We start from the raw sequence: 25,171 nt of genomic DNA on the forward strand, positions 1-25,171 counted from the left end.
ATAATAAAATGGATTTAGGAAATGCATATATTAATAGTCCTTTAAATTAAACATATAGGTATTCTTGTAGCTACATATAATAAAACAATTGACTTTACAATTATTTTTTGAAAACGAAGTAGAATCATTTCTTAACAAAAAATATGAAATAAAAAATTAGGTAAAGAAATTAATAAGAGCATATTAAATAAATTCATTGGTATTTTAAGAAATAGAAAGTGGTGAATGTTTTGAACGATTGTCCTAAAGTAAGTTTTATAATTGTAAATTATAATGGAATAGTATGCTTAAAGGATTGCTTTGACTCTATAATGAACTTAAATTACCCACAAGAAAAAATTGAATGCATTCTTGTAGATAATGGCTCAGTAGATGGTTCAATACAATTTATAAATAAAGAGTATAGAAATGTTAGAGTAATAAAAAATGATTCTAATGAAGGATTTGCAAAACCTAATAATGACGGTGCTAAAATAGCTTCGGGTGAATATTTAGCTCTTATAAATAATGATATGAAACTTGAAAAAAATTGGCTTATGGATATGATTGAATCACTTACAAAAGTTGAGGACGAAAATTATGTATGCGTTGGAAGTAAAATACTTAACTGGGATGGAAGTAAATTAGATTATGTTGGTGGAAGTATTAGCTTCTATGGACATGGATTTCAGTTTGATTATGGTCTGAATGCAGAAGAAGGAAATAAAAAATATAACAAAGACCAAGATATATTATTTCCATGTGGTGGAGCTATGCTAATTGACAAAAATACTTTTTTGGAAGTTGGTGGATTTGACGAGGATTACTTTGCATATAACGAGGATGTAGATTTAGGTTGGAGATTATGGATACTAGGACATAAAGTTAGATTTTGCTCAAAAGCTGTATGCTATCATAAACACAGTGTAACTTCAAATAAAATGAATAAAAATATTAAGGATGAGTTAAATAGTCGAAATTCATTATATACAATATACAAAAATTATGATGATGAAAAAATATATAAAGTGTTATTTTCGGCATTAAGTATTAAAATGTATAGAACAAATGACGATGATACTGTTCAACTTGATTCTGTAAAAGATTTTATTGATAATTTACACAAAATGAAGGCAAAAAGAGATTGGGTTCAAAAGCAAAGAAAAGTTGATGACAAGGTTATAGTGGATAAATTTTTTAAAAAGCCATATGATAATCAAATGTTAAAATATAACTTTAAAAATAACCTTTACAACAATATAATAGAGCAATTAATTAGTAGTACGGAACTAGACAATATATTTGGTAAGAAAAAAAGTAAAGTTTTAGTTATATCTAGTGGTAGTATTGGTGAGAAAATGGCTGGACCAGGTATACGTTATCTTGAAATATCAAAAGAATTGAGCAAAATTTGCAATGTTTCATTAGCTGTACCAAATGATGATTGCAACTTGAATCTTGAAGATTATAATATCGAATATTTCCACTATAGTGGTAGCAATTATGATAAAATCAAAGATGAATTTTTAACAAGTGATATTGTAATTGTACAAGGAATAATATTTGAACTATTACCTATTTTAAAGTCACTTTGTGATGACAGAATTGTTATAGTTGATTTATATGATCCAATTGTAATAGAAGATTTAGAAATAAATAAGAAAAAAGATATTAAGACTAGAGAAGTTATTCACAATAGTTCACTTAATTTACTTAAAGATCAAATAAAGATAGGTGATTATTTTGTATGTGCTTCCGAAAAACAAAAAGATTTTTGGAGTGGAATGCTTGTTTCAGCAAATAAGATAAACCCAAGAGAATATGACTTGTCAAATACCCTAAAAAAACTTATAGGACTTTTGCCATTTGGAATTTCAAATGAGGATCCTGTTCATAATAGAGAAGTATTGAAAGATAAAATAAGTAATTTTAAAGAAAATGATAAAGTATTTATTTGGGGTGGAGGAGTATGGAATTGGTTCGATCCTCTAACTTTAATAAGAGCTATAGGGAAAATATCAAGATATAGAGATGATATAAAGTTATTTTTCATGGGAGTAAAACATCCTAATCCAGATGTACCAGAAATGGAAATGTTAAATGCAGCTGTAAATTTAGCAGAAGAATTAGGAATTAGAGATAAAAATGTATTTTTCAATATGGATTGGGTTGACTATAATGACAGACAAAACTTTTTGATGGAAGCTTATGCAGGTGTTAGTTCTCACTTTGACAATTTAGAAACTAGATTTTCTTTTAGAACTAGAATACTTGATTATTTTTGGGCTGAACTGCCAATAATAGCAACAGAAGGAGACTATTTTGCCAATGAAGTTATTGATAAAAAACTTGGATTAATAGTAAAATATGAAGATGTTGATGGAATGGAACAAGCATTAATAAGGATATGTGATGATAAACAATACTATGAAGAGTGCAAAAATAACATTAAATTATATCGAGAGCAGTTAAAATGGAAAAATGTAACCAAGGACTTAAAGGCATTTTGTTTGGAACCTATTAAGAAAACAATAGAAAGCAGAAGAATGTATTCCTCTATTTTAGATATATGTCAGCTTGAATCCGATGGTGTAATAGAACCAATATGCTTTGATAAGTCAGTTAAGCAAGAATTTAAATGTAGATATCCTAATTTGAATAGAGTTGAGGTTAAATTTGGTACTTATAATAGGATAAATTATGGGACATTATTGTTTCAGCTTCATGATAAGCTAACGGGTGTAGTGATTTTTGAACAAAAGGTAAGTATTGCAAGTTTAGAAGACTGTAAATGGCATCTAATAGAATTCAGCCCTATTATAAATTCAGAGGGAAGAGAGTTCTATTTTGAAATAAGTACCTTTGAGGATGTACAGATTAGCAATTCAGTTGCATTATTTTATAAAAAAGCATACAATAGATACGGAAATTTATATTATGATGAAGGAAAAGTTGATGGAAACTTAGCGTTTAAAACTTCATGTATGTTGACAAATAAAACTTTAGATGATAAAGACGGCATTATGCTGTATGATGAAAAATGCATTGGTTCTATATTGAATAATATGAATGGCATAACAGAGTTAGATAGGAATAGACTGCTAAAATACATTGAAGTAACACAAGAAAATAAAGATAATATGCAAAAGCAGTCAACAGAAGAATTAACTAAGTCAATTACTAAAATAAGTGAAGAACTCAGAAAATTTGACAAATGGCAAAGAGTTATTGATAGTAGATTTGATAGACTAAAGAAACTGAATTTTGTAGCATTGATAAAAAGGGCTTTTAAAAATAAATCTAATGAGGTAGTCAAAGAATGAAGAAAGTATTATTAATCAGTCCAGACAATGTAAATAAAAAGATGTCTGGACCTGGAATAAGATATTACAATTTTGCAAGAGAGTTGTCAAAAACTTTAGATGTTACATTATTTATTCCTAATAAGCAGACGGATTTTAATTTCTCTAACGAAAAATTTAAGGTTATTGTGGGTGATAAAAAAGATCTTGAACAAGAGGTATATAATGTTAACTCTATTGTAGTACAAGGCATAGCTTTTAGGTTATATCCTTTTTTAAAGAAAATAAAAACTCCAGTTGTTGTAGATATTTATGATCCAATTACGCTTGAAAACTTAGAACTACGTAAATTTATGAATATGAAGGACAGAGTAATTTATCATGAAACAGACATCGACTTAATATTGGAACAACTTTCATTGGGCGACTTTTTTATTTGCGCAAGTGAAAAGCAGAAGGATTATTGGATGGGAATGTTATCAGCTGTCAATCGAGTAAATCCGGTTACATATAATGAAAATGTTGAAATGAAAAAGTTAATTGATGTTGTCTCTTTCGGATTTAACAATGAAGAGCCTAATAAAACAAAAAAAGTATTAAAAGGTGTATGGACCAATATTAAAGAAGATGATAAGGTTTTAATATGGGGTGGTGGGATTTGGAACTGGTTTGATCCTCTTACATTAATTGAAGCAATGAAACAAGTATGTGAAAAGAGAAAAGACATAAAGTTGTTTTTTATGGGAATTGGACATCCAAGTTTAAATGTAGATACCAATGTAGCTGATGAATGCATTAGACTAAGTAAAGATTATGGTCTATATGATGAAAATGTTTTTTTTAATGACTGGGTTGATTATAATGAAAGACAAAACTACCTGTTGGAAGCTGATATAGGTATTAGTACATATTTAAATAATCTTGAGACAAGATACTCTTTTAGAACAAGAATATTAGACTATTTGTGGTGTGAACTTCCAATGATACTTACTAAGGGTGATTACATGGCTGATTTAGTAGAAGGTAACGAATTGGGATATTGCCATATTGCATCAAATCCAGAGGATTTGGCAAGAAAAATAATACAGCTAATTGAAAATAAAGAAGATTATGAAAAAGCTAAGAATAATATTCATAATATAAAAGAAGAATATAGATGGGAAAATGTTGTTAAGCCTTTAGTTGATTTTTGTGAAAATCCATATACTTCATCGGATAAAATAGAAAAAGTTAAAGTGTTTTATAAAAATGAGGGCGTAAAAAAGTATTATTATATAAGAATAATATCAAAGATTAAAAGAATTTTAAAGAGAGTAATTAGTATCTTTAAAAAATAAAGTGACTTGCCAAAAGAATATACGATGCTAAAAAAATAGATAAATTTTAGGAGGATTACTATTAAATGAAGATAGCAGTTTTAGTTCCGTGCTACAATGAAGCGCTGACAGTTAAGAAAGTAATAGACGATTTTAAAATGGTTTTACCTGAAGCAGATATTTATGTATATGACAATAACTCAAAAGATGATACTTCAAAAATTGCTGCTGAAAACGGGGCAATAGTTGTGAGAGAAACAAGACAAGGAAAAGGTAACGTTGTAAGAAGTATGTTTAGAGATATTGATGCAGACTATTATATAATGGTTGATGGTGATGATACATATCCAGCAGAGTTTGCAAAGGAACTTCTAAAACCTGTGATGAATGGAACAGCAGATATGACTATTGGTGATAGATTGTCAAATGGAACATATAGGTCAGAAAATAAAAGGGCTTTTCACAATTTTGGGAATAACCTAGTTAAAGGTCTTATAGGTCAGCTGTTTAAAAATGATATTAATGATATTATGACAGGATATAGAGCTTTTAATAGGTACTTTGTTAAGACAATGCCTGTCTTAAGTGGTGGATTTGAAATTGAAACGGAAATGAGTATACATGCGTTGGATAAAAAATTTTTGTTAAGAGAAATACCTATTGATTATAGAGATAGACCTGAGGGAAGCAATTCAAAGCTTAACACATATAAAGATGGAATAAAGGTGTTGAAAACTATAGTATCTCTATTTAAGGACTATAAACCATTGCCATTCTTTTTGACAATCTCAATAGTATCATTTATCATTGGTTTATTAATAGGAATACCAGTTATAGTTGAATTTTTTAGCACACATTTTATAGATAAGATACCTTCGGCCATACTTGCTTTAGGATTTATATTAATTTCTATATTGTTAATAACCAACGGGCTTATTTTGGATACATTAGTTAAACAAAATAGACAAAACTATGAATTGTTTTTAAATCAGTATAAAATGAATAAGAAGGATTGATTTTGTAAATGGAAAGCTTGATGATTTCATTTGAAAAAAATAAAAAAGGAATTGTATTAATAATTATTGCAGCCTTGTTTACAGTATTAGGGCAGTACTTTTGGAAATTATCTCATGCAAACAATATTGAACTTGTAATAATTGGATTCCTGTTTTATGGAATAGGTGCCGTTGGTATGATAATAGCATTTAAGTTTGGAAGCTTTTCTGTATTGCATCCAATGATGAGTATAAATTATATTTTTACAATACTATTAGCATATTTTACATTAGGTGAATCTATTAATCTTTATAAAATAATAGGGCTTTTATTTATAATGATAGGCATAACTTGTGTAGGTGTTGGAGATGAATAAACTAATATTAATTTTAATAATAATTATTATGACGCTTTTAGGGTCTTTTGGTGGATTCTTTTTTAAAAAATCTACAGCAGGAGATGGAGTATTAGCAATTATAAAAAGTAAATTTTTGTATATGGGGGGGGTATTGTATATTTTAAGCGCATTATTAAATATTGTAGTGCTTAAATATATGCCTCTATCAGTTGTGTTACCTATGACGGCTATAACTTATATTTGGTCAATGATATCTTCAAAAGTAATGTTAAAAGAAAAAATAACTAAATACAAGTTATTTGGAATGTTTTTCATAATCATAGGAGTAGTATTTATAGGATTATCTTAATGTAAAAGTTTTTTTCAGGTAACTAATACTTGAAAGAAACTTTTTTGTTATAAAATTAATATATTGTTGATTTTATGAAATAATCATAAAATTGACTAATGACAGTGTAAATGTTAATATAAAAAATGTAATTAAAATGAATCAAATAGGAGTAAGGAATGTTAGAAATAAACTTAAGTATAATAATATTAAATTGGAACGCTAAGGATCTTTTAAAAGATTGCTTAAATTCAATATATAAAAATACAAAAGATTTAAGTTATGAAATCATAATTGTCGACAATAATTCTTCTGATAGAAGCTGTGCAATGGTTAAGGAGAATTTTTTACATAGAGAAAATTGTTCACTTATTGAAAATAAAGACAACAAAGGTTTTGCCTGGGGAAATAATCAGGCTATAAGAGTAGCTAAAGGGAGAGCTATTTTACTTCTTAATCCAGATACATTAGTAAATGAAGAAGCAATTAATAAGACATATGAATGTCTCGTTAATGATGAAAAGTTAGGGGTTGCTGGCTGTAAGGTGCTAAATACAGATGGCACGCTTCAGCTTGCTTGTAGAAGGATGGCACCGAGACCTAAAGATGCCTTTTTTAAAATCTTTGGAATTAGTAAATTATTTAAAAATAATAAAAATTTAACAAGGTACAATTTAACACACGTGTCCGAAGATGAATTTTTAGATGTGGATTCTGTATCAGGTTGCTTCCTAATGATAAAAAGGGAAGTCATTGATAAGATTGGTTTACTTGATGAGACGTTTTTTATGTATGGAGAAGAGATGGATTGGTGTATGAGAGCTAAGAAGGCAGGATATATTGTAAGATATTGTCCAGTTGGAACAATAATACACTACAAGGGAGAAAGCAGTAAGAAGCTTGGAGTAAAAGCAACATATGAATTCTATAGAGCAATGATTATATTTTATAACAAATATAATAAGGGAGAAAGCATATTCTTATTTGATTGGGTAGTTTATATTGGAATAGTACTTTTAGGTACGGTAGCCATAATAAAGAACATGTTAGTTCCAAACGGCAGAGTTGGAACAAAAGGATAGAGCACACTGAAAGAACAAGCTTTTTTCATGTGTCTAACATTATAAGTTAGTGGAGGACAAAATGGTTGATGTATCAATAATAATTGTAAATTATAATACAAAAGAACTTATAAAAGCATGTATTCAATCAATATATGAAAATGTAAGTGGAATTTCCTACGAGATAATTGTTGTAGATAATGCGTCAAGCGATGATAGCATATCTATGTTAAAGACAGACTTCATGGAAGTTAAACTTATTGAAAGTGGTGTAAATGGAGGATTTGCTTATGCCAATAATATTGGTATAAAAAATAGTAATGGAAGATATGTTTTTTTACTTAATAGTGATACAGTTATAGTTAAGGATGCCATTCAAAAGATGGTAGAATATATGGATGAAAATAAAAGTATTGGAATGCTTGGACCGAAGCTTTTAAACAAGGATTTGACTCACCAAACATCAATTTCTGGATTTCCTTCATTTAAAAGAGAAGTTTATCACATGTACAAATTAAAGAACGTACTCAAGATTCCTTTTGTAAAGAGTTTCTTCGTTAAATTTGGAGGAAAATTGGGCTCAAAAGATGTACAACAATACATGAAAAATTTTCAAAGAATAGAGGAACCTGAAGAAGTGCAGGTATTGGTTGGGGCAGCACTTTTAGTGCGAAGATCAGTAATTGATGACATTGGAATGTTAGATGAACGTTATTTTATGTATTATGAAGAAATAGATTTTTGCCTTCAAGCTAGTAAAGCTGGCTGGAGCAGGGTGTATTATCCATATGCAAAGATAATTCATCTTATTGGTAAGAGTAGTGAAAAGATAGGTGCTATAACTTTTTATGAGAGATACAGAAGTATGATATTATATTTTAGAAAAAACTTTGGTAACTTAAAAGAAATACAGGTTAGGATAAACTTAGTAATTGCGCTTAGTTTTAGGGTAATAGGACTCAGCATCCTGCAAATTTTTAATAAATCTCAAATAATAAAAAATAATAAAAAAGTTTACGGGGATACAATAAAAATGGCTGTAAACAAAAGTGCTATCAATATGAATAGATACTAAAAAGGTATTAATAAGAGGTGTTATTATGAAAGCTAGAAATAAATTAATTTATTACATATTATGTGCATACGTTATACTTATACCAATTATACCTAATCCAATAAAAGTTAATATAATTCCTAAAATTCATGAGATTGGAGCAATAGGGGATGTATTATTAGCTGTATTAATATTAGTGTTTATAATTGAGGTAATAAGAAATTGGAATAGTTTTATTAAGGATGCTAAAGATTTTTTAACTGACTACATGGGTATTTTTATGATTGCACTTTTAGCAATTATGGTAATATCAATTTCATATGCTTCTTATAGAAAAATTGCAATGACAGAAAGTGCTAGATTTTTATCTTATGTATTGTTGTATTTTATTACGAAATACAGCATAGACAAAAGCCAAGTTAAAGGTCTTATCAATTGTTACATATTTACCTTTGCAGTTATGAATGTTTATGGAATTTTTCAAAAAATTACTGGATATGGTCTTTTAACAGCATATGCTGTTCCAGGAACAAAAATTTTAAGAACTAATGCTACTTTTGATAATCCAAATACTTTTGCTGCATTTTTGCTTTTAGGAGCTTTTCCTATTCTTATGATGATAATTAAAAGTAAGACTATATTTTCAAAACTAATATTTGCTATAATATTTTTAATGACTTTATGTAATATAAGTTTTACAGGGTCTAGAAATTCATTTTTAGCGTTAGGGGTAGGAGCTGTAGTATTATCCATAATATACAGTTGGTATTTTTTAATAGGTCTAGGCGGACTTGTTGGAATTGGGTTTATTATTCCAATGGTAAGGTTAAGATTGTTCCAAATTGGAGGAAAATCCATAGATGATGGTAGAATACATTTATGGAAAACAGCTTTAAAAATGATAGAAAACCATCCTATACTTGGAGTTGGAAATGGAAATTTTATAGAACTATATGATACATATGTGGCAAAATACAAAGAACTTCGTTATTTAAATTATTCACATTATCCTACTCATAATGCATATTTAAAGATAGAATCAGAGCTTGGAATAGTTGGAGGAATTTCTTTTATTGGCATAATTGTAGGTGCTATAATAAAAATAAAAAATGTTATTAAAAATGTAGATGATAAAGATTTAAAAATATTTTATATTGGTTTCTTTGCAGCTATGATAGGTTTTTTCGTTATGAATCTTTTTGAAAGTCTTTTTACAGTGCCAGCAGTAGTTACGTATTTTTGGCTATTTTTAGCTGCAGCTGATGGACTTCTACATAGAAAAAGTGATTATATTTATTAGGAGGACATATGTTTTCAAAGATATTAAAATACGATATATACAATAAGAGTAAAACTGAATTTATTAATTATATAAGAGGATTTGATAAAATTCATATAATTTCAGGAAATCCGGAAGTTTTATATAATGGTCTTTATGATAATTCTGTTTTTGAAGGATGCACTATAAAAAACTCTGTTATAGTACCGGATGGTATTGGGGTTGTTATAGCCTCTAAAATTGCAAAATCCCCTGTAAAGGAGAAGATAGCTGGAATTGAGGTTATGGAGGAAATAGTAAAATTTTGCGTAGAGGATAAAAAAGGGATATATTTTTTAGGTGCAAAACAAGAGATGCTTGATAAATGTATTGAAAATCTTAAAAATAAATATAAAGGACTAATTATTTCTGGAAGCCACAATGGCTATTTTGATACTGAAAACTGTGAGGATATATTAGATGATATAAGAAAAACTGGGCCCCACGTGGTTTTTGTAGCAATGGGATGTCCAAGGCAAGAAAAGTTTATAAATAAATATATGAATAGTTTGCCCGCAAATATATATATGGGACTTGGTGGGAGTTTTGATGTTATTTCAGGAAAACTTAAAAGAGCGCCAAAATGGATGATTAGGTTTGGACTTGAATGGCTTTATAGAGTTGCTAAAGAGCCATTTAGAATAAAGAGGCTAGGAGTTATACCAAAGTTTTTGCTTAAGGTAGCCTTAAATAAAAATTATAAAGCTTAGATAATATTAATAGGAGTTGATATAAATGAAAATTTTAATTACTGGAGCAAATGGACAGCTTGGAAGAGAACTTCAAAGGCAATATGGAAAAAGAGATGATGAACTGATACTAACAGATGTAAAGGATCTTGATATAACAGATGTAATTGCGGTTAATAAATTTGTAAATGAAAACAAACCAGATGTTATAATAAACTGTGCAGCACATACTCAAGTTGATAAATGTGAAGAACAAATAGAACTTGCAACTAAAATAAATACTGTAGGTCCTAAAAATTTGGCAGCAGCAGCTTTTAACATTGGAGCAGAAATAGTTCAAGTTTCTACAGATTATGTTTTTGATGGAGAAGGCAATAAAGAACTAACAGAGTTTGATGCTACAAATCCACAATCAGTTTATGGAGCAACTAAGCTTGAGGGAGAAAAGTTAGTTAAAGCTTTAAATCCAAAGCATTACATAGTTAGAACTGCATGGCTTTATGGTGATGGTGGTAATTTTATCAAAACAATGCTTAAGTTAAGTAAAGATAGAGATGAGCTTAAAGTTGTAAATGATCAAATCGGTACTCCAACAAGTACTGTTGATTTAGCAAATGTAATAATTAAGCTTGTAGACGAAAAAAATTATGGGTTATTCCATTGCACGTGCAAGGGTGTTTGCTCTTGGTATGACTTTGCAGTAGAGATATTTAAAATTAAAAATATCAATATTAAGGTTAATCCATGTACATCTGATGAATTTCCTACAGCAGCAAAAAGACCAAAATATTCTGTACTTAGAAATTACATGTTAGAATTAACTACTGGTGATATTACAAGAGATTGGAAAGAATCATTAAGAGAGTATCTTGCAGAACTTGAGATATAATTGCTATAATATATTAAGACTCGTACTTTTAAAAGTACGAGTCTTTTAAAAAGGATTTAAGGATGGTATCTAAATGAATAAAGTAGCTAAAAATGCCTTGGTGGTAATTTTATCAAGTGTGTTATCCCAGTTATTAGTATTTTTTATAGCAAGTATTGTTGGAAAAAGACTAGATGCGGCTGCATTTGGAGAATTAACAACAGTTCAGGCTATGATGACATATTTTACTTTGCTTGTAGGTTTTGGATTGCAAACCTATGGAACTCGTGAAATTGCTAAGGATAAAAAGAGGATAAATAGGGTTGTTGGAGAAATTCTAGCCTTTAGAATAGTTATATTTATTGTTAGCTTTGTTGTAATAGTTGTAGTGGCTTTATGTATATGGAAATTTAATCATGACAAGGTGTTAGCAACACTTCTAATATTATATGGATTAACTTTGTTACCATCTGCTATAAGTATTGATTGGGTGTACAGTGGAATACAAAAAATGGAGTATAATTCAGTATACAATATATTTAAGAGTGGAGTACCATTTATTCTAGTATATATTTTTTTAAAAACAAAGAATCAGTTATATTATGTCCCAATATTTACAATTATAGCATTAGTAATTGGCTCTGTTTATCAATTTTATGGATATTTTTTTAAGGAAAAACTAAAAATATCCATAAATTTAGATAAAAAAACAGTGTTAGGTTATATAAGTTTTGGATCACCATTTTTAATTTCTGGAATATTAGCAATGATAAATGGAAATGTTGATAGATTGGTTATATCATTTTTTAGAGGTAGAACAGAGGCAGGAATTTATGGAGCTGGATATACTATTATAAGTTTTCTTATAAATATAGTTGGTATGATATTTATTCCTATTTTTCCTGTAATAATAACGTATTTTAATGAAAATGCCAAGGAAAAACTTAGTGAACTTATGAATAAAACTTCAAAAATTTTAGCAGCATTTGTAGTACCAGTGGCATTTGGCGGAATAATTCTTTCCAGGGAAATAATAATATTGTTATTTGGGAAACCGTATGTTGGAGCGTACATGTCTTTTTCAATACTATTAATTTATGTTATAATTCTTTTCTTTAGAGAATTATATGGATATGGGTTAAATGCTTGTAATTTAGAAAAAAAATATGTAAAGGCAGTTGCAGTTTCATCTATTATTAACCTTGGTTTAAACTTAATTCTAACACCGAGATACGGAATGAATATTGCGGCTATAATAACATTACTATCTGAAGTCATTAATTTTGTAATGATGAAGTATTATGCAAAAGAAGTAATAATTGTATCAAACACAAAAAATATTGTGAAAGTATTATTTCCAAGTTTATTGATGGCTGCGGTAACAATATTCCTTAAATATTTTAATGTAAATATTGTTATAAATATTATCATCAGTGCAGCTGCTTATAGTAGTTTTATATTTATTACAAAGTATATAACAATTTCTGAAATTAAATCAATAATTAGAAAAGGGTGATGTAAATGCGATATTGCGTATTATATCCACAAGCAGAAAATGTTCATCTTATAAAAGACGTAGGAATGATTGCTTACAAGATGAATACTCTTTATGGTCATGAGGCTTTTGTTGCTTCTTATAATAATGGAGAATATGACTATTTAAACAATGAGGTAAAAGGTTTAAAGCAAGAGTTTATCGATAAAAAGCATGGACATCTTTTTAATATATTTTTATATCTTAAGAAAAATTCAAGTAAGATTGATGTTTTGCAAATATTTCATATGACATCAAAATCAGTGATATATGCAGTTTTATATAAATTGTTTAATAAAAAGGGAATTGTATTTTTAAAATTAGATTGTACAGAAGAACTTCTGGTTAAAATAAAAGCTATGGGTTTTGCTGAAAAATTGTTTTTTAACTTCTTCTTAAATAGAGTAAATATTATAGGAGTAGAACAAAAAAAGATATATAAAGAGCTTAAAGTATTGTTAAAGAAACATACAAATAAGCTTTTAAATGTACCAAATGGAATGGATTTTACAACTGATGTTTTAAAAGAAAGAGTTGATTTTCAGGAGAAAGAAAATATAATTTTAACTGTAGGTAGGATTGGAAGCCCTGAAAAGGCATCAGATTTGTTAATGAGGGCGTTTGCTAGAGTAGATGAAAACATAAGGAAGGATTGGAAGCTTATCTTTGTAGGACCTATAGAAAATGAATTTAAGAGTGTTATAGGGGATTTCTTTAATAAAAATGAAAAACTTAAAGATGTAATCTTGTTTAAGGGCCCCATTTACGATAGAGCTGAGTTGTATAATGAATATAGAGAGGCTAAAATTTTTTGCTTAACTTCTAATTTTGAAAGTGTTGGTATTTCACTTATAGAGGCAGCAGCCTTTGGTGATGTAATAGTGTCCACAAGAGTTGGAATAGCGGATGAACTTGTGTCGAAGGGAAATGGTACAACTGTAAATATAGGAGATGAAGGTGCACTAACTAAGGCGCTTACAAATTTATTGACTAGCAAAGAACTTGAAAGGTTTTCAAAGGCTACTGAAAATTTGTGTAGAGAAGAGTACAATCTAGATTTAATAGTAGAAAATTTAAATAATAAAATAAAGAAATTAAGAGGAAATAATTAAATGAAAAGTCCAAAAGTTTTTATTGTAATACTTAATTTTAATGCTTTTAATGATACTAAAGAATGTTTAAATAGCTTAAAAAATATAGACTATAATAATTATGAAATTATAGTTATAGATAATTGCTCGAAAGATCAGTCTTATATTAATCTAAAAGAAGAGTTTCCTGAAAATATTATGTTAAGGGCAGAAAAAAATAATGGATATGCCGAGGGAAATAATTTAGGAATAAAATATGCCCTTGATAAGGGTGCAGAATACATATGTGTTTTAAATAATGATGTGGCAGTAGAAAAAGATTTCTTAACTAAGGTTATCCGTGTTATGGAAAATGATAAAAATGTTGGTATTGCAGGACCTTGCATATGCAAATATGATAAAAAAAACATTATACAAGCTATGGGAGCAAATATAAACTTATACACAGGACTAACACAAGGAAAGTTTAAAGGGCAAAAATATGAAAAAGTAAAAAAAGAAAATATATTTGTGGACTATCTTGGAGGAGCATGTTTTATAGCTAGAAAAGAAGTTTTTAATAAGATTGGATTAATTCCTGAAAACTATTTTCTTTTTTTTGAAGAAACAGAATTTTGTTTAAAGGCGTCTAGGGAAGGTTTTAAGCTTTTGTGTATATATGAGAGTAAAATTTATCATAAAGGGTCTTCTACAATTTCAAAGTATAATGGATTAAGTTATTACTTTTTAAATAGGAATAGAGTGATTTTTATAAGAAGAAATGCCAATATTTTTCAAAAATTAATATTTTCTATTTATATTTTTGTTGAAGCAGTTGGTCGTATAATATTAAGACGTGAGCCAATATCTCTAATAAAAAATATAATCAATGGTTTTAAAGCAGATACAAATAAAATAGATATAAATATTATAAATTCATTTATAAAATAGAATAATGACAATATAACTACACATAATACTAACATACTATATTTGTATTGGAGTGTGATTATATGGATTTTTATGATGTTATAAATAAAAGAAAAGGAATTAAGAAGTTTAAAAATACTGAAATAAGTGATGAAAAACTAGGAAGAATAATTAATGCTGCAATGAGTGCACCTTCTTGGAAAAACAAAACATCTTATAAATTTGTAATTGTTGATGATAAACATAAAAAAGATGCAATTGCAGAAGCTATAAGAAATAGTTCTGATGAGGCAAAAAATGCAATAAAAGATGCACCTATAGTTTCAATTGTAGTAGGAGAGCCAGAGGATTCTGGAAATATAGATGGGAAACCTTTTTATTTGGTAGATGGCGCTATTGCACTAGAACATTTTGTATTGGCAGCATCAAATGAGGGTTATGGAACATGCTGGATAGCTTCTTTTGACGAGGATATAATAAGACGTGAACTTTCAATACCATTTAACTTTAAAGTCATAGCACTTTCGCCTTTAGGAGAGATAGAAGAAGAAAAGCCACACAATCCAATGAAAAACGTCAATGAGCATGTATTTATAAATGATTGGAATAGTCCATTTAGTAAAAGAAAAGAAAAAGTGTTAAGCTAAATGCTAAAAAGATATTATAAAGGCAAAAAAATTGCTTTTATAATATCTTTTTTACTTAAATGTATAGAAAAATTTTTTGAATATGATAAAATAAATCTAACTATAAAATTGTTGCCCAAAATATAAGAATAATTTAGGCGGTGTAGAAAATGTTTGAAATGAAAGATGAATTTAGGACAGGAATAAAGATTATTGATGAGGAACATGAAAAGTTATTTGAAATAGCAGAAAGAGTATATCAATTATTAAAAAATCCATTTACTACCGATAAGTACGATAAGATTGTGTTGATATTAGAAGAACTTAAAAATTACACTGAGTTTCATTTTAAAGATGAAGAGGAATATATGGCTAGTATAAATTATACAGGCCTTTTTACACAAAAAGTCCAACATGCAGAGTTTATCAAAGTATTTGATAATATGGATCTTAAAAGTATTGATAGTAATCAAGACGAGTCATTGATGAAGGTGCTAGATTACATATCAAAATGGTTAGTAGAACATATTTTAAAAGAGGATCTTAAAATTAATGAAGGAATATAATTATCAATAAATTGAGTTTTATATTTTACGAAAGTGAGTGCATAAAAAATGTTTCAAGACATGAAAATAAATGATTTTACGGACAAACTGTCAAGTGAGTCACCAGTACCTGGTGGAGGTGGAGCAGCAGCCTTAGGGGCAGCCTTAGCAGCATCGTTAACAGCAATGGTTTTTAACCTTACAGTTGGGAAAAAAGCATTTGAAGAATATGATGAACAGACTAAAAAATATGTATTGAAAAATCTTCAGGAGATAAAGGATTCAAAAAATGAATTTCTTACATTTATTGATAAGGATGCAGAAGCCTTCTCAAAAATTATTGATTCGTTTAAACTTCCTAAAAATACAGATGAAGAAAAAATGATTAGAAGTAGAAAAATACAAGAAGGTTATAAATTTGCAGCTGAAGTCCCTATGGAGCTTGGGAAAAAATCAAATAGTATATATGAAATAATTGATGTTGCTATAAAATATGGCAACAAAAATGTAATATCAGATGCAGGTGCGGCAGCCATCTTTAATCATTCTGTAATAGAAATAGCGGTATTAAATATAGCTATAAATTTATCCGGAATTAAAGATGAAGGATTAAAAGGTATCTTGAAGAAGCTTTCCCAGGATATGTTAAATTATAGCCAAGAAAAGAAAGATAGTATTTTAAAAAATGTGTATAAACAAATATATTAATGAAAAAACCTGTAGAAGTTATTCTTCTACAGGTTTTTTTGGCCCAGTTAAATCTAATTGATAAAACATAAGATCAAGCCATCTACCAAATTTATATCCAGCTTTTTTTATTGTACCAGAATATGTGAAACCCAATTTTTTATGTAGTGATATACTTGTAATGTTTTCTGAATCAATTCCAGCAACCATTGTGGCATATTCCATTTTATTGGAAATTGCTATTAATTCCTTCATAAGGGTGGTAGCAATACCTTTGTTTCTATAATCTTTATGTACATATAGAGAATGTTCTATTGAGTATTTAAAGGCAGGCCAAGGCCTAAATGAGCCAAAGGTAGCAAATCCAGCAACTACGTTGTTATCCTCAAAAACTATCAGAGGGCATCCGCTAGCTAGCTTGTCTTCATACCATGCTATTCTATCTTCAAGGGTATGTGGCTTGTAAGAGTATATTGCAGTAGTATTTAATATTGCGTCATTGTATATTTCTAGAATTCTACTTAAGTCTTGTTTTGTAGCATTTCTTATCATTTATTCGCCTTTCTATTATTAGGCATATTTTTTTAATGCCTTAATTCTAAAAAAATTATATAATTTTTTTAGAATTAAGGCAAGTGAGATTATGGTAAATCATTAAGAGTTTTAAATTCATAACCCATAGATTTCCACTGCTTAATTAATGAATCTAATATATCTGTATTTGTTTTAGATACCGCATGTAAAAGATATATACCTCCTGGATGAGTCCTTTTTATTAGCAATTTTTTTGAACTCTCAGGGTTTGGTTGATCATCTTTTATCCAGTCTCTATAAGCTAGACTCCAGAATATTGTTTTATAACCAAGTTTTTTTGTATAGTTAAGAGAAAGCTCACTATATTTGCCCATGGGTGGTCTAAAAAACTTACTCATTTTGTATCCAGTAGCATCTTTGTAAACCTGTTCTGTGGAATTTAATTCAAAGGCAAATTTTTTTTCATCTGTAACTTTAGCCATGGAAGGATGGGTATTTGAATGATTACAAACCAAATTTCCATCATCAGCCATACGTTTAACTAAAGCTGTATTTGCTTTTATATATGGAACAGTAACAAAAAAAGCTGCTTTTACATTATTTGCTTTTAATATATCAAGTATTTTTTCAGAGTAGCCATTTTCATAGCCCTCGTCAAAGGTAAGATATATATATTTGTGTTTTGTATCACCTAAGTAATAACCATTATATTTTTTTAGTAATTCTAAACTGCTTCCCTCTGCCCTAGAAGGTTTACCATCCTTTTCAGGCAAAAAGTACCAATTATACTCTTTCGTGCTTATATCAGTTTTATTGGAAAAGGAATAAGAACTTTTAGATAAACATGTAGGCGGCATAACTTTAGCATTAGCGTATCCACCTAAGGATACATTAAAAATTATAATTAAAGGTATTAATAATTTTTTCATATTTTATATTCTCCTTGGTTATGATATACTTTATAATTGTAGAAAAAAATTATTTAATGTCTTTAGTAGTTTGTACATAGTTATCATAAATATGCAATGGAGTTTTTTGAAATGATAGACAGTTTTATAAAAAAAATTGATGAGGTATACAATATAATATCGGAACCAATAGACAACATTTACAAAAACATAGCGATAAAAAATTATAAAAGAGAAATGGGAATACAAGAGAAAGAATTATTCTCCATTAAGTATTATAAATTTATACAGTTAAATAAAGAAAAGGGAGTAGTTTATACTTCCTTTGAAATAGCGGAGTATATTATAAAAAACACTATAAAAGCAGAGGACATAATAAATAATCCATTTATAAAAATAGTTGATCCGGCTTGCGGATCGGGTAATATAATCATTCCATGTTTTTTATATATGTTAAATTTATATTGTGAAAATTTAGAGGAAATAAATAAAAAAAATAATATTAACATGGAAGAAAAAGATATTCCTGTTCATATTATAAAATACAATTTATTTGGGTTTGATATAGATCAGCATGCATTAAAGGTATTACAAGTTGATTTGTATAGTATAAGCGGATATGTACACATAGGGAATTTTAATAAAAAAGATTTTTTAATAGAAAAACTAGAAAATAAATTTGATGTATTTATAAGTAATCCACCGTATGTAGGTCAAAAATCAGTGGATAGAGAATATAGCATTAAATTAAAGAATACATACAGAGAAATGTATAAAGACAAAGGTGACATTTCATATTGCTTTTTCCAAAAATCCATTTTATATTTAAAAAAAGGTGGGAAACTGTCCTTTATAACTTCCAGATATTTCCTTGAGTCTCCAAGTGGAGAAACGCTGAGAAAAGTTCTAAAAGAATTATGTTCTATTGAAAAAATAGTTGATTTTTATGGTATAAGACCTTTTAAAAATGCAGGCATTGATCCTGTAATTATTTTTTTGAAAAATGAACAAAATATTGACAGATATATAGAGGTAATAAAGCCTAAAATAACTAAAGGAAAGAGTAAAAATGAGTTTTGCAAATCCTTGTTTAGTGGAATTGGAGAGACCTATAATACATTTTACATAAAGAAAAATTTACTTAACAGTAGCGGATGGATATTAAGAAACGAAAAAGAGAGAAATATAATAAATAAAATTGAAAAAAACAGTTTTACAAGTTTAGGAAACATATGTAATAGCTTTCAAGGAATAATCACTGGATGTGATAAGGCTTTTATAGTTGATAAAGATACAATAAAGTGTAAGGACTTAGAACGCGATATATTAAAACCGTGGATAAAAAGTAGCTATATAAAAAAAGGCGAAGTAAAAGAAAATGATAAATACATAATTTATTCAGATTCAATTAAAATAGAACAAAATTACCAGGTTTCTCTTAAACATATAAGTAAATATAAAGAAAAACTTCTTAATAGAAGAGAATGTAGGAATGGAATAAGAAAATGGTATGAATTGCAATGGGGAAGAAATGAAAGTATATTTGAAGGAACTAAAATTGTACTTCCATACAAAGCAGAAAATAATCGTTTTGCTTTAGACAAAGGCAGCTATTTTAGTGCAGATGTATATGCACTTATACTTAAAGATAATGTACCTTTTACATATGAATATCTTCTCTACATACTTAATAGTGATATATATGAATTTTACTTTAAAACCTTTGGTAAAAAATTGGGCGAGAATCTTTATGAATATTATCCCAACAATTTGATGAAGTTATGCATTCCAACGATGAGAGAAATTAAAGGCGATACTTATTTATACGAACTTTTTAAATTTACAGATGATGAGATAGAAATAATTAAAAGTAATTATATTAACGATAAATAAAATTTAATCTTAATAGTTAGAAATTGCGAAACAAGCTGGTTAAAGATTTTTCCTCTACTGCGTGAGTAAAAAGGTTAAAGATTGCCAGGGTGGCAAGATTAAAGAATTAACGATGATACCGTTAATGGTGAGAGAATTTGCTTTCAGCAAAAGGTGTTAAGGATGATTTTTCTCCGCTATGCTTCGAAAAGTCTTTAAACTTAAAATATATAATCTAAAGTATATTGTCATTCGTTTTTTTGACCGAAGGTCGTATATCTTGAGCTTAAACTTTGATAGCACTAAAAACTTAAGTAGATAGCTGTTTCCATAAGGCTACGCCTAAAAACAAAACCTACGGTTTAAAACATATAAGTCCAATTACTTTAAACTATGAAATTCATCTTTTGTCTGTTACGTAAGTAACTTCTCTCACCTTTGACGGCTTTAGCCCCGTCAATTCTTCCATCTAGCCGAAGGCTTTCTTTAATCTTTTTATCTAGCTTTAGCTATGATAAAATTCTTTAGTCTTTGCTTCGCAATCTCTTTATATTATGAAAAATATTATTTAGTGATTAAATCTTCAACATATTTAGGTAAAGCAAATGATGACTTGTGTATTTTCTTTGTGTAATATTTTGTATCAAACTCTACAGTAGTATCTAAGTTTGCATTTTCAGGGTCATATTTTTTAGAACCAATTGTAAAACTCCAATATCCACCAGGATAAGTTGGAATTGCGGCCATAAAAAGTTTTGTAATGGCAAAAGTTTCTTTTGCATCATTAAATACCTTTTTCACTACATCAGGAAGATAAAATGGAGTTTCCGTTTGAGCAACAAAAATTCCGTCATCAGTTAGACATTCTGATATCTCCTTATAAAAACTTCCACCAAATAGACCTTCAGCTGCACCAAATGGGTCTGTAGAGTCAACAATTATAACATCAAATTCATTTTTATGTTCATGGACATATTTTATTCCATCACCTATAAAGACTTCACATCTTGGATCATCAAGAGCACAACTTATTTCAGGTAAATATTTTTTACATTCAATAACAACAGCTTCATCGATTTCACATAAAACAGCTTTTTCAACAGAAGGGTGCTTTAAAATTTCTCTTATTGCACCACCATCTCCGCCACCTACAACTAATACTTTTTTTGGATTTGGATGAGTGAAAAGGGGAATATGTGTAATCATTTCATGATATACAAATTCATCTTTTATTGTAGTTTGAACTATACCATCAAGAACTAACATTCTTCCAAAAAAATTAGTATCTAATATTGCTAAATCTTGATATTCAGTTTTTTTTCTAACCAAAGTTTCTTTAACTTTATATGTCATAACAGCATCTTCAATTTGAGCCTCTTTTAACCACATTTCCATAAATATTACCTCCTTATAACTATAAAATAGCAATAACATTATAACAAATAAGAGTAATATAGGGAATGTTTTATTAAAAATAAATTTATTTAAAGGTAGTATAAAAATTGATTTAATGGTAAATAATAAAAATAACTATATAAATATAAAACTAAATAAAGGAAAAATAGTTATAATATAGAATATATAAGATGAACTGAAATTCGTTTAACTTTTGTATCTGGGGGGAGATAAATTTGTATTTAGAATTTGAAACTAGTGGTGATAAACTTATATTAGTGCTTAATGGTGAATTAGATCATCATAGTGCAGAGGAGGTAAGAAATAAAATTGATGATATAATAAACAGGATTGGTACAAACAATGTTATTATGGACTTTAATAATGTAACTTTTATGGATAGCTCTGGAATTGGAGTAATAATTGGTAGATATAAAAAAATAGTGGCAAAGAATGGAAATATATGTATAACAGGGGTTAAGGGATCTGTTGAAAGAGTATTTGAGCTGTCTGGACTTTTCAAAATTATAAAAGTTTATAAAACTTTAGAAGAAGCAATTAATATAATTTAACCATTGGTTTTGGGGGGATAAAAATGTACGACAATATGATGAAAATTGAGTTCTTAAGTAAATCTCAAAATGAAAGTTTCGCAAGAGTTGCAGTGGCTGCTTTTGCATCACAACTGGATCCAACAATCGAAGAAATTTCTGACGTAAAAACTGCTGTGTCAGAAGCAGTTACAAATGCAATAATACATGGTTATGGAGAAAAGGAAGATGGAATAGTAGCAATTGAGGCGGAACTTAATAAAAATGAAATAAAAATTACAGTTATAGATAAAGGTTACGGAATTGATGATATTAACAAAGCAAGAGAACCACTATATACTTCAAGACCTGATTTGGAAAGGTCTGGTATGGGGTTTACAGTAATGGAGACATTTATGGATAGCGTAGAAATAGAGTCAGAACAAAATGTTGGTACAAGGATTCAGATGAAAAAAACATTTTCTTCGCTTTAATATATGATGTTCTAGTGAAAGGAGTGAAATACGAGTTTATACTTGGAAACTATGGGTAATGAAGCTATTAAAAAAGATGGCCATGATTATGAGAGAAATTTAGAATTAATACAAATGTCACAAATTGGGAATAAAAAAGCGTTAGATGAGTTAGTAGAAAATAATTTGCCGCTTGTATCCTCAATAAGCAGAAAGTTTTTGAATAGAGGTTATGAGTATGATGATATTTTTCAAATAGGTTGTTTAGGACTTGTTAAAGCAGTAAATAATTTTGATACAAAATATCAAGTTAAATTTTCTACATATGCTGTGCCAATGATAATAGGAGAAATAAAGAGATTTTTGAGAGATGACGGAATAATTAAAGTTAGTAGAAGTATAAAAAATACTGCTAAAAAAATTCATTATGATAAAGAGGCATTGATAAAGAAATTAAACAGGAATCCTACACTTAACGAATTGTCTGAGTATTCTGGTATAAACGTAGAAGATATTTTAATAGCAACCGAATCATCTAATAATCTTCAATACTTATACGATGTAATACATCAAGATGATGGTTCGCCAGTAATGTTAATTGATAAACTTAGCCAAACTTCTGGTGGAGATGATGAAGTGTTAGATAATATAGCACTTAAAGACGTATTAAAAGATTTAGATAAAAAATCTAGGCAGGTAATAGTTCTTAGATATTTTAAAGATAAAACACAAATACAAGTTGCAAAATTACTTGGCATAAGTCAAGTACAAGTGTCTAGAATAGAAAAAAAGGTGCTAAAGGTTATGAAAGAAAAATTAAGTGGATAGATTAAAATTCTATGCACTTAATTTTTTTTTGAATGTTTAAAATTAAATTAAATGCAAACAATATTTATGAAGGGAGTTAATGAATATGGAATCTAGAGAGAAAAAAATTAAAGATAAATTTCATAAGGTAACTGATGAAAGTTCTCCTAAATCAAAGCTATTTAAAAATTGTATTTGTGCTTTTATAGTTGGTGGTATAATCTGTGACGTAGGCCAATTTTTTAATAATTATTTATTAGGGTGGGGGATGTCTCCTGAAAATACAAGTTCTTGGGTAACAATAATTATGATATTTATAGGCGCTCTTTTAACAGGAATAGGAGTATATGATAAAATTGCAAACTTTGCAGGAGCTGGAACGGTAGTGCCAATTACTGGATTTGCCAATTCTATTGTTTCTCCAGCAATAGAATTTAAAAAAGAGGGATATATCCTTGGGGTTGGAGCAAAAATGTTTACAATTGCAGGGCCTGTATTGGTATATGGAATAGGCTCATCAATAATAGTTGGTGTAATATACTATTTTATAAGTAGGTGATAAATTTGGGTAAGAGAGTAGGAAAGCAGTCAATAAAATTGGATAGTAAACCTAAAATTATTTCAACTTATTCGGTGGTTGGACCTAAGGAAGGAGATGGGCCTTTAGGCAAATATTTTGATTTAGTATTGAAAGATGATTTAAATGGTCAAAAAAGTTATGAGAAGGCAGAAAGTAGTATATTATATAATGCAATAACTTCATGTTTAAAATTGGCTAACCTAAAAGAAAGTGATGTAAACTATCTTTTAGCTGGAGATTTATTAAATCAAATTAGCTCTTCCAATTTTGCAGCAAGAGATCTTGATATACCTTTTATTGGATTATATGGTGCATGTTCAACTATGACAGAATCACTAGGACTTGGAGCACTTTTAATGGAAGGTGGTTTTGCTAACTATATTATTGCAGCTACATCATCACATTTTTCATCTGCTGAGAGGCAGTTTAGATTTCCACTAGAATATGGCAGCCAAAGACATCCAACGGCTCATTGGACAGTAACAGGTGCAGGTGCAATGCTTCTAGGTAAAGAAGGGAATTTTCCATGCATAACATATGTAACAACCGGGAAAGTCAAGGATTACGGAATTACGGATGCAAATAATATGGGAGCTTCAATGGCACCAGCAGCTATTGATACAATAAAACAGCATTTTCTAGATACGGGTAGAACTCCAGAAGATTATGATCTTATTGCCACTGGGGATTTGGGAAAGTATGGCAAAGACATTACATTAAAATTACTAAAAGAGTACGGGTATGATATAGAGAAAACTTACATTGATTGTGGGGATGAGATTTATGGAACAAACCAAGAAGTAAATGCAGGTGGTAGTGGATGTGGTTGCTCAGCCGTAGTAGATTGTGGATATATATATAAAAATATTATGAGTGGTAAATTAAAAAAAGTTTTAATACTTTCTACAGGAGCACTTCTCAGCACTACATCAACACTTCAAGGAGAAACAATTCCAGGTATAGCTCATGCAGTTTCAATAGAGTTTGGAGAGTGATTATATGGACTATTTAATGGCTTTTATCATTGGTGGTGTAATTTGTGTTATTGGTCAAATACTTATGGATAAAACTTCGCTTACTCCAGCTAGAGTAGTGGTTTCTTTTGTTACTATTGGGGTTATTTTAGGTGCATTTAATATTTATGGTTTTTTGGTTAAAATTGGTGGAGCAGGGGCTACAGTTCCAATAACGGGTTTTGGATATAGTCTTGCTAAATCCACCATGAAAGAAGTAAATTCAGGTGGCATACTTGGAGCTTTTACAGGTGGAATTAAAGGTACAGCTGGTGGAATTGGAGCAGCTATATTATTTGGATACATTATGGCACTTATATTTAATCCAAAAACAAAAGGATAGATAGGAAGTAAAAAAATAAAGGAGTATGTTTTTTGTTTAGAACATACTCCTTTAT

At 28.8% G+C, this 25,171-nt stretch carries 26 protein-coding genes; 23 read left to right on the plus strand and 3 right to left on the minus strand.

The window, feature by feature from the left end; translation table 11 throughout:
• Nucleotides 1-230: 230 nt before the first annotated feature.
• The 16 genes from B8978_RS05655 to B8978_RS05730 all read left to right on the plus strand — a co-directional run bounded on the left by B8978_RS05655 (nt 231) and on the right by B8978_RS05730 (nt 16,682).
• Nucleotides 231-3,302: a glycosyltransferase gene (locus B8978_RS05655; RefSeq protein ID WP_084114604.1), complete on the plus strand. Its 3,072-nt coding sequence runs from the start codon at nt 231-233 to the stop codon at nt 3,300-3,302.
• Entirely contained in the window at nt 3,299-4,618 is a 1,320-nt protein-coding gene (locus B8978_RS05660; protein ID WP_084114605.1) for a glycosyltransferase family 4 protein, read from the plus strand. Before B8978_RS05655 ends, B8978_RS05660 begins: the two co-directional genes overlap by 4 nt.
• A 65-nt stretch (nt 4,619-4,683) precedes the next feature.
• Nucleotides 4,684-5,613 carry a glycosyltransferase family 2 protein gene (locus B8978_RS05665; protein ID WP_084114606.1) on the plus strand — a complete coding sequence of 310 codons (930 nt, stop codon included), beginning with the start codon at nt 4,684-4,686 and terminating at the stop codon, nt 5,611-5,613.
• An 8-nt stretch (nt 5,614-5,621) separates the two neighbouring features.
• Entirely contained in the window at nt 5,622-5,969 is a 348-nt protein-coding gene (locus tag B8978_RS05670) for an EamA family transporter (protein WP_084114608.1), read from the plus strand.
• The gene (locus tag B8978_RS05675) at nt 5,962-6,300 is read left to right on the plus strand and encodes an EamA family transporter (protein WP_084114610.1); all 339 of its coding nucleotides are present in this window, start codon (nt 5,962-5,964) and stop codon (nt 6,298-6,300) included. The genes B8978_RS05670 and B8978_RS05675 overlap by 8 nt, the downstream gene beginning before the upstream one ends.
• Before the next feature lie 158 nt (nt 6,301-6,458).
• Nucleotides 6,459-7,361 carry a glycosyltransferase family 2 protein gene (locus B8978_RS05680; protein ID WP_084114612.1) on the plus strand — a complete coding sequence of 301 codons (903 nt, stop codon included), beginning with the start codon at nt 6,459-6,461 and terminating at the stop codon, nt 7,359-7,361.
• 61 nt (nt 7,362-7,422) lie between these two features.
• Nucleotides 7,423-8,415, plus strand: coding sequence for a glycosyltransferase family 2 protein (locus tag B8978_RS05685; protein WP_084114614.1), 993 nt, complete (start codon nt 7,423-7,425; stop codon nt 8,413-8,415).
• A gap of 25 nt (nt 8,416-8,440) precedes the next feature.
• Nucleotides 8,441-9,694, plus strand: coding sequence for an O-antigen ligase family protein (locus B8978_RS05690; RefSeq protein WP_084114616.1), 1,254 nt, complete (start codon nt 8,441-8,443; stop codon nt 9,692-9,694).
• Between the two features lie 8 nt (nt 9,695-9,702).
• Nucleotides 9,703-10,422 (plus strand): WecB/TagA/CpsF family glycosyltransferase, encoded by a 720-nt coding sequence (locus tag B8978_RS05695; RefSeq protein WP_084114618.1) that lies wholly within the window; start codon nt 9,703-9,705, stop codon nt 10,420-10,422.
• Between the two features lie 25 nt (nt 10,423-10,447).
• Nucleotides 10,448-11,290 carry a dTDP-4-dehydrorhamnose reductase gene (gene rfbD / locus B8978_RS05700; RefSeq protein WP_084114620.1) on the plus strand — a complete coding sequence of 281 codons (843 nt, stop codon included), beginning with the start codon at nt 10,448-10,450 and terminating at the stop codon, nt 11,288-11,290.
• A 73-nt stretch (nt 11,291-11,363) separates the two neighbouring features.
• Nucleotides 11,364-12,785: a flippase gene (locus B8978_RS05705; RefSeq protein ID WP_084114622.1), complete on the plus strand. Its 1,422-nt coding sequence runs from the start codon at nt 11,364-11,366 to the stop codon at nt 12,783-12,785.
• A 5-nt stretch (nt 12,786-12,790) separates the two neighbouring features.
• On the plus strand, nt 12,791-13,915 hold the full coding sequence (locus tag B8978_RS05710) for a glycosyltransferase family 4 protein (RefSeq protein ID WP_084114624.1): 1,125 nt from the start codon (nt 12,791-12,793) through the stop codon (nt 13,913-13,915).
• Complete coding sequence (locus B8978_RS05715; RefSeq protein WP_084114626.1) at nt 13,916-14,824, plus strand: glycosyltransferase family 2 protein; 909 nt, start codon at nt 13,916-13,918, stop codon at nt 14,822-14,824.
• Nucleotides 14,825-14,886: 62 nt separating this feature from the next.
• On the plus strand, nt 14,887-15,450 hold the full coding sequence (locus B8978_RS05720; RefSeq protein WP_084114628.1) for a nitroreductase family protein: 564 nt from the start codon (nt 14,887-14,889) through the stop codon (nt 15,448-15,450).
• A gap of 149 nt (nt 15,451-15,599) precedes the next feature.
• Nucleotides 15,600-15,995: a bacteriohemerythrin gene (locus tag B8978_RS05725; RefSeq protein WP_084114630.1), complete on the plus strand. Its 396-nt coding sequence runs from the start codon at nt 15,600-15,602 to the stop codon at nt 15,993-15,995.
• Nucleotides 15,996-16,055: 60 nt separating this feature from the next.
• Nucleotides 16,056-16,682, plus strand: coding sequence for a cyclodeaminase/cyclohydrolase family protein (locus B8978_RS05730; protein WP_242950496.1), 627 nt, complete (start codon nt 16,056-16,058; stop codon nt 16,680-16,682).
• Between the two features lie 18 nt (nt 16,683-16,700).
• Here the strand turns inward: B8978_RS05730 and B8978_RS05735 are convergent, their stop codons facing one another.
• Both B8978_RS05735 and pdaA read right to left on the minus strand, forming a co-directional pair.
• On the minus strand, nt 16,701-17,213 hold the full coding sequence (locus tag B8978_RS05735) for a GNAT family N-acetyltransferase (RefSeq protein WP_084114634.1): 513 nt from the start codon (nt 17,211-17,213) through the stop codon (nt 16,701-16,703).
• A gap of 89 nt (nt 17,214-17,302) precedes the next feature.
• Nucleotides 17,303-18,124 carry a delta-lactam-biosynthetic de-N-acetylase gene (pdaA, locus tag B8978_RS05740; protein WP_084114636.1) on the minus strand — a complete coding sequence of 274 codons (822 nt, stop codon included), beginning with the start codon at nt 18,122-18,124 and terminating at the stop codon, nt 17,303-17,305.
• Nucleotides 18,125-18,235: 111 nt separating this feature from the next.
• Between pdaA and B8978_RS05745 the strand changes: the two genes are divergently transcribed.
• Nucleotides 18,236-19,996: an Eco57I restriction-modification methylase domain-containing protein gene (locus B8978_RS05745; RefSeq protein ID WP_084114638.1), complete on the plus strand. Its 1,761-nt coding sequence runs from the start codon at nt 18,236-18,238 to the stop codon at nt 19,994-19,996.
• 543 nt (nt 19,997-20,539) lie between these two features.
• On the opposite strand, the gene speE is transcribed toward B8978_RS05745, so the two are convergent.
• Nucleotides 20,540-21,370 (minus strand): polyamine aminopropyltransferase, encoded by an 831-nt coding sequence (speE, locus tag B8978_RS05750; RefSeq protein ID WP_084114640.1) that lies wholly within the window; start codon nt 21,368-21,370, stop codon nt 20,540-20,542.
• A 236-nt stretch (nt 21,371-21,606) separates the two neighbouring features.
• Between speE and spoIIAA the strand changes: the two genes are divergently transcribed.
• The 6 genes from spoIIAA (at nt 21,607) to spoVAE (ending at nt 25,116) form a co-directional block, all read left to right on the plus strand.
• The gene (gene spoIIAA, locus B8978_RS05755; RefSeq protein WP_084114642.1) at nt 21,607-21,942 is read left to right on the plus strand and encodes an anti-sigma F factor antagonist; all 336 of its coding nucleotides are present in this window, start codon (nt 21,607-21,609) and stop codon (nt 21,940-21,942) included.
• A 23-nt stretch (nt 21,943-21,965) separates the two neighbouring features.
• Complete coding sequence (gene spoIIAB, locus B8978_RS05760; protein ID WP_084114644.1) at nt 21,966-22,394, plus strand: anti-sigma F factor; 429 nt, start codon at nt 21,966-21,968, stop codon at nt 22,392-22,394.
• A gap of 51 nt (nt 22,395-22,445) precedes the next feature.
• Complete coding sequence (gene sigF, locus B8978_RS05765; RefSeq protein WP_084114646.1) at nt 22,446-23,201, plus strand: RNA polymerase sporulation sigma factor SigF; 756 nt, start codon at nt 22,446-22,448, stop codon at nt 23,199-23,201.
• Between the two features lie 85 nt (nt 23,202-23,286).
• The gene (spoVAC, locus tag B8978_RS05770; RefSeq protein ID WP_084114648.1) at nt 23,287-23,739 is read left to right on the plus strand and encodes a stage V sporulation protein AC; all 453 of its coding nucleotides are present in this window, start codon (nt 23,287-23,289) and stop codon (nt 23,737-23,739) included.
• Nucleotides 23,740-23,744: 5 nt separating this feature from the next.
• Nucleotides 23,745-24,755, plus strand: coding sequence for a stage V sporulation protein AD (gene spoVAD, locus B8978_RS05775; protein ID WP_084114650.1), 1,011 nt, complete (start codon nt 23,745-23,747; stop codon nt 24,753-24,755).
• Between the two features lie 4 nt (nt 24,756-24,759).
• Nucleotides 24,760-25,116, plus strand: coding sequence for a stage V sporulation protein AE (spoVAE, locus tag B8978_RS05780; RefSeq protein WP_084114652.1), 357 nt, complete (start codon nt 24,760-24,762; stop codon nt 25,114-25,116).
• Nucleotides 25,117-25,171: the final 55 nt, after the last annotated feature.

This window comes from Clostridium acidisoli DSM 12555 (assembly GCF_900176305.1).
Classification (GTDB): Bacteria; Bacillota; Clostridia; order Clostridiales; family Clostridiaceae; genus Clostridium_I; species Clostridium_I acidisoli.